Annotated in this window: 6 protein-coding genes; 2 read left to right on the top strand and 4 right to left on the bottom strand. The window is 73.0% G+C overall.

From position 1 onward, the window contains the following. Window positions 1-86: 86 nt before the first annotated feature. Together R2N01_RS10850 and R2N01_RS10845 are read left to right on the top strand one after the other, a co-directional pair. Entirely contained in the window at window positions 87-1,223 is a 1,137-nt protein-coding gene (locus R2N01_RS10850) for a mannosyltransferase family protein (protein WP_316671087.1), read from the top strand. 79 nt (window positions 1,224-1,302) lie between these two features. After that, window positions 1,303-2,550 (top strand): alpha-amylase family glycosyl hydrolase, encoded by a 1,248-nt coding sequence (locus R2N01_RS10845; protein WP_316671085.1) that lies wholly within the window; start codon window positions 1,303-1,305, stop codon window positions 2,548-2,550. 31 nt (window positions 2,551-2,581) lie between these two features. On the opposite strand, the gene R2N01_RS10840 is transcribed toward R2N01_RS10845, so the two are convergent. The 4 genes from R2N01_RS10840 to R2N01_RS10825 form a co-directional block, all read right to left on the bottom strand. Continuing rightward, the gene (locus R2N01_RS10840; protein WP_316671082.1) at window positions 2,582-2,860 is read right to left on the bottom strand and encodes an isoamylase; all 279 of its coding nucleotides are present in this window, start codon (window positions 2,858-2,860) and stop codon (window positions 2,582-2,584) included. 167 nt (window positions 2,861-3,027) lie between these two features. Beyond that, window positions 3,028-3,687, bottom strand: coding sequence for a DNA-3-methyladenine glycosylase I (locus tag R2N01_RS10835; RefSeq protein ID WP_316671079.1), 660 nt, complete (start codon window positions 3,685-3,687; stop codon window positions 3,028-3,030). Next, window positions 3,684-4,856 (bottom strand): AAA family ATPase, encoded by a 1,173-nt coding sequence (locus tag R2N01_RS10830; protein ID WP_316671078.1) that lies wholly within the window; start codon window positions 4,854-4,856, stop codon window positions 3,684-3,686. The genes R2N01_RS10835 and R2N01_RS10830 overlap by 4 nt, the downstream gene beginning before the upstream one ends. 33 nt (window positions 4,857-4,889) lie before the next feature. After that, on the bottom strand, window positions 4,890-6,089 hold the full coding sequence (locus tag R2N01_RS10825; RefSeq protein ID WP_316671076.1) for an MFS transporter: 1,200 nt from the start codon (window positions 6,087-6,089) through the stop codon (window positions 4,890-4,892). Window positions 6,090-6,157 lie beyond the last annotated feature (68 nt).

Here is a 6,157-nt window from a genome sequence, read left to right as displayed (position 1 = left end):
CGGGCCGCGCCGGACCGGGGTCGTGCGTCGGGCGAGCCCGGCCCGGCGCCGGCCCCCCTCCCGCCGCGGCGCGGCGAGGGCGTTCGGTGAGTCGCTTGCGCTCCGGGGGCGGCACCCGCACCGTCGTCCTGGTGTGGCTCTGCACCCGCGCCCTGCTCGCGGCGGTGCTCCTGCACACCGTCCGCGGCAGCGGGACGACGGTTGAGCGGGCCCTGGGCAACTGGGACGTCCAGCATTACCTGGCCATCGCCGCCAACGGCTACGCCGACCAGCTGAACATGGCCTTCTTCCCGGGGACCCCCCTGGTCATGCGCTGGACCATGCAGTTCGGCCTGCCCGCCGTCGTGGCGATCGCCGTCGTCAACGCGCTGGCCGGCCTGGTCGCGGCCATCGCCATGGACCGCCTCGGCGGCCAGTGGGCGGCCATCGGCTGGCTGCTCGCTCCGATGGCCGTCTTCACCGTGGTCGGCTACTCGGAGGCCCTCTTCTGCGCCTTCGGCCTGTGGGCCTGGGTGCTCGCCCGCAGGGGCCACTGGTGGTGGTCCGCCCTGCTGGCCGCGGCGGCCTGCACCACCAGGATCTCCGGTGTCTTTCTCGTCGTCGGCCTGGTCCTGCTCGCCCTGTTCGGCGGTGAACCGACCCCGCCCGGCGCCGTGGCGTGCAAGCACGCGGGCCAGCCGGCCGCCCGTCTGCGCCACGCCGGCATCGCCGCGCTGCCGCTGCTCGTCGTCGTCGCCTTCCTCGCTCATCTGCACGGCATCACCGGCACGTGGGACGCCTGGTTCAGCGCTCAGCGCGCCGGCTGGGATCGCAGCTGGACGAACCCCTGGCAGAGCTTCCAGAACACCCTGTTCGCCGTCGATCCCGCGGCCTGGCCGGCCGAGCCGACGCGCGCCTGGATCTTCCGCTTCGAGATCGCCTCGGTCGTGGTCGGCCTGGTCACGACGGCCTGCGCCCTCGCCTGCAGGGCGTGGGCGCAGGCCGGCTATGTGCTCGCCCAGCTGCTGGCCCTGACCACCGCCACCTGGTTCATGTCCGTCAACCGCGCCGACCTGCTGTGGTTCCCGCTCTTCATCGGCATCGGCCGGCTCGTCGCGCGCCGCCCGGCCGCCAAGGGCGCCGACCTGCTGCGGGCCGTCGTGCTGCTGCTGGTCGTCCTGGCCGACCTGGCGCTCATGGCCTGGTGGGCCCGCCTGTTCTTCCTCGGCCACTGGGCCAGCTGAATCACCTCGCCCGAACGGGCGCCGATGGCCGTAGAGTGGCTGGTGAGTGCTGCACACCCGAGGCCGAGAGGAGCCCCCGATGCCCGACTGGAGCGACGACACGATCTGGTGGGCCGTCTACCCGCTCGGCTTCCTCGGCGCCCCCACACGACCCGCCGCCGGCCGCCCCCTTGAACACCGCCTCCCGGCACTCGAGGGCTGGCTCGACCACCTGCTGTCGATCGGCTGCAACGGTCTGGCCCTCGGCCCGGTCTTCGAGTCGGTCTCGCACGGCTACGACACCCTCGACTACTTCCGCATCGACCCGCGCCTGGGCGATGAGGACGACCTCGCGCACCTCGTGGGGGCCTGCCACGACCGGGGCATCCACGTGGCCCTGGACGGCGTGTTCAACCATGTCAGCGCCGCCTACCCGGACCTGCTCGCCGCGCTGGGCGGCGGCCCCGGGGCCCCGACCGCCCCGATGTTCCACATCGACTACTCGACCGACCCGCCCACGCGCCTCAACTTCGAGGGCAGCGACGACCTCGTCCTCCTCGACCACGGGTCGCCGGCGGTGCGCGAGCTCGTCACGCGGGTCATGAACCACTGGCTCGACCGCGGCATCGACGCCTGGCGCCTGGACGCCGCCTACGCCGTGCCGCCGGCCTTCTGGGCGCCGGTGCTCGCCGATGTGCGGGCCGCCCACCCGCGGGTCTTCGTCTGGGGCGAGGTCATCCACGGCGACTACGCGCGGATCGTCGCCGAGTCCACCATCGACTCGCTCACCGAGTACGAGCTGTGGAAGGCCGTCTGGAGCAGCCTGGCCGAGGAGAACTTCTACGAGCTCGACTGGACGCTCGGCCGCCACAACGGGTTCGGCGAGACCTTCGTCCCGCTCACCTTCCTGGGCAACCACGACACCACCCGCATCGCCAGCAGGGTGGGCGACGCCAAGGCCGTCCTGGCCGCCGTGGTGCTCTTCACCGTCGGCGGCACCCCGAGCGTCTACTACGGCGATGAGCAGGGCTTCCACGGCGTCAAGTACGACCGGCCCTGGGGCGACGACGAGGTGCGCCCGGCCATGCCCGGCGGCCCCGGGGGGCTCTCGGGGCTCGGCGCCGGCATGATGCGCCGCTACCAGCAGCTCGTCTCGATCAGGCGCCGCAACCGCTGGCTGGTGCGCGCCCGCACCACCGTCACGCAGCTGGCCAACGACCACATCGTCTACGAGGCCCACGACCCGCAGGACGAGGCCCACCGCCTCTACGTCTCGCTGAGCGTGGGCAGGAGCGCCAAGGCGCACGTCGCCGACGACAGGGGCGAGCTCTTCGCGTTCGAGGGCTGAGCGGGCCGGGCCGGATCATCCCGGGGAACCCTCAGACGACCAGGAAACCGCCGTCCTCGGTGGCCTCCTGGGCGTCGATGTCGTCGAACCAGTGGCCGTTGGCGCCGAGGTAGCGGAAGTGGATGAGCGTGCCGACGGGCACGACGATCATCGCCGTGGCACTGCCGTCGGGGCGCACCTTGAGCGGATTGCGCAGGGGCTGCCAGTCGTTGAAGGAGCCGACCACGCTCACCGGCATGGCCGGATGGTCTGCGGGCAGGGAGAAGACGATGGCGACAGAATTCCCCGGTACCGGTTCTTTGCGGATCATGACCAAACCTCTGCGATGGGACGCCCCCGGCTTCGTAACAGGACTGTGCGTCCGGACGAGAACGGGGCTGAAAACAGAATCCGGCAGACCTTCTGCCTCCAGGGTAAGGGCGCGTCGCCGATTAATCGAGGCGTCTCATGTCTCATCCAGGGGGGCCGGGGGCGCGATCACGGCCGGTGGCGCGGTGCGCCGTGCGCCCGGTCGAGCAGCCCGGCGGCCCCCTCGATGCGGTCGTCCACCATGCCGATGGCCTGCATCGTCGCGTACACCGTGGTCGGGCCGACGAAGACGAAGCCCTCGGCGCGCAGCGCCTTGGCCAGCGCCTCGGACTCCGGCGTGCGGGCGGGGACCTCGGCCATGAACGCCGGGCGCGGCCCGGCCGGCGGGCGGAACGACCAGACGAGCTCCGGCAGACCGCCGCGACCGCGCAGGCCCATGGTCGCGCGGGCGTTCGTGATGACCGCCTCGATCTTGCGCCTGTTGCGCACGATGCCCTCGTCGCCCATGAGCCGCTCGACGTCGCCGGGGCCGTAGCCGGCGACCCGGTCGACGTCGAAGCCGTCGAAGGCGCGGCGGAAGGCGGGGCGCTTGCGCAGGATCGTCACCCAGCTCAGGCCGGACTGGAAGCCCTCCAGGCACAGGCGCTCGAACAGGCCCCGCTCGTCGGTGACCGGGGACCCCCACTCGTAGTCGTAGTAGTCGCGCAGCAGCGGGTCGTGCGCCGCCCAGCGCGGGCGGGCGCGCCCGTCGTCGCCGACGACCAGCTCGTCGCTCATACCGGCCGCGCCCCGCGGGCCGGCGGCGCCCGGGGCCGTGGCCATCATCATGGCTGACTCCTCAGGTAGCGGCCGAAGTGGGGCACGGTGAAGGCGATCTTGCCGCGCTCCCCGGAGTAGATGAGGCCCTTCTTCATGAGGGCGTCGCGGGCCGGTGACAGCGACTGCGGTTTGCGCCCCAGCCGGGTGGCCACGTCGGAGCTGGACGCCTCGGCGTCGTCGACGGCGAGCTCGGCCATCGCCCTCAGGTAGTCGCGCTCGGCGGGGGTGGCGCGCTCGAAGCGGCTGCCGAAGAAGCCGACGGCCAGCTCGCCCTCCGCCTCGGGAGTGCCCACGCGCACGTCGTCGGCGCCGATCGGGCTGGAGGCGGCGACGTCCCAGACGGCCTTGCCGTAGGCCTGGATGAAGTACGGGTAGCCGCCGGTCGCCTCATACATGGCGGCCAGGGCGTCCGGGCCCCAGTCGGCGTCCTCGTCCTGCGCCGGCACCCGGAGGGCCTTGTCGGCCTCGGCCCGGTCGAGACGGTCGATGCTCTGGTAGCTGAACAGGCGCTCGGAGTAGCTCTTGGACGCCGACAGCAGCGCCGGCAGGTGCGGCAGGCCCGCGCCGATGACGATGAGCGGCAGACGCTGCTGGCTGATCTCGTGGCAGGCGGCGCACAGGGCGGAGACGTCGGCCGGGCCCAGGTCCTGCATCTCGTCGATGAAGACGCCGACGCCCGTGCCCATGTCGGCCGCCAGCCCGCCCAGGTCGGTGAACAGCTCGACCAGGTCGATCTCGATGTCCCCGGAGTCCGCACGGCCCTTCGCGACGGGCACGCGGATGCCGGGATTCCAGCGCTCGGCCAGCTTGGCGCCCGGCTTGGCGTCGCGTTCGATGAAGGCGCGGATCTCGCCGAGGACCTGGTCGGTGTCGGGATGGCCGAGCTCGCGGACGGCCATGTGCAGGGCCGCGCCGAGGGGCCGGCGCAGCGTCTGGTCGGGGCGGGCCTCGAGCTTGCCCGTGCCCCAGCGGGTGCGGACGGCCTGGCCGCGCAGGGCGTTGAGCAGGACCGTCTTGCCGACGCCGCGCAGGCCGGTGAGTATCAGCGAGCGCTCGGGACGGCCGCGGGCCACCCGCTCCAGCACCACGTCGAAGCGCGCCAGCTGCTCGCCGCGCCCGGCGAGCTCGGGGGGACGCTGGCCCGCGCCGGGCGCGTACGGGTTGCGGATCGGGTCCATGAACCCACACTATGCCACCGTCTAGCCGCTGGCCTAGAGATTCCCGGCGCGCGCCCGGCCCGGAGCCGCCGCAGAGGGCATGCGTGCCGAGACCAGCGCGCTGACGAGCAGGATCACCACGCCCGCGGCGAAGGCGGGGGCGCGACCGAAGGCGTCCGAGACGGCGCCCGCGACCAGGGGCCCGACGATCGCGCCGGTGTCGTTGCACATCGAGAAGACGGCCACCGCGGTGCCGCCCCTGATGCCGCCGGTGGCGTCCCCGACGCTGGCCGCCGGAGCGGTGCTCATGGCCGCCGCACCCACCGCGTAGACGCACAGGGCCGCGATGACCGGCCCGATCGAACCGCTGAGGGGGACGCTCATGAGGGAGACCGCCATGATGAGCGCGCCGGCGAGCATCGCCGGCCGGCGGCCCACGGTGTCGACGAAGCGCCCGACCGGGACGATCGCGATGGTCTGGATGACGGCGGCGACCGCGAAGACGGTGCCCGTCCAGGTGGTGCTCAGCCCGAGGCCGGCCGTGATGACGAGCGGGATCATCGAGCTGCGCACGCCGGTCGAGTTCCAGCCCTGCGCGAAGTTGGCGACCAGCGCCGCCTGGTAGCGCCTGTCGCGCAGCACCCGGCGCATGGGGACGCCGCCCCGCCGCCCCGCCCCGACGGGCCGCGTCACGGCCCGGGGCAGCAGCGACAGGCCCAGGACGCCGGCGACGAGCAGGGTGAGTGCGTAGAACCCGAAAGGGGCCTGCAGACTGATGCGGGCCAGCAGCCCGCCGACGGCCGGACCGGCCATGCTCCCGATGAGGAAGCCGCTCTGGTAGAGGCCGGTCGCCCGTCCGCGCATGTGCTCGGGCGCCACCGCCAGCAGCACGGTCATGGCGGCGACGGTGAACAGCGCCGAACCGATGCCGCCGACCGCGCGCCAGCCGAGCAGCCACCAGTAGCTGCGTGCGACGCCCATCAGGGCGCTCGAGACGGCCACGAGCAGCAGGCCGAGCCCGAGAGTGCTGCGCGCCCCGATCCGCTCCATCACCCCATTGCTGAACGGGCTCGTGGACAGGCGGACCGCGGCGAACGCGGAGACGACGACGCCGACCATGAGGTCGTTGGCCTGGAAGCTCTCGGCGAACAGCGGCAGCACCGGCACGACGACGCCGAAACCGAGTCCGACGAACAGGGCGATGGCGGCGAGCACGATGACGCTCCGGGCCATTGGCTCCCGCTGCCGGTTCACCCGGCCAGTCTATTTCGTCGTCCGGGGCGCTCCGGGCGCCGCCGCCGCGGCGCGCGGCCGGCGGGGAG

Origin of the sequence: uncultured Propionibacterium sp. (assembly GCF_963539965.1) — a bacterium.
Taxonomy (GTDB): Bacteria; Actinomycetota; Actinomycetes; order Propionibacteriales; family Propionibacteriaceae; genus Propionibacterium.
This window is presented reverse-complemented; position numbering and strand designations above follow the sequence as displayed.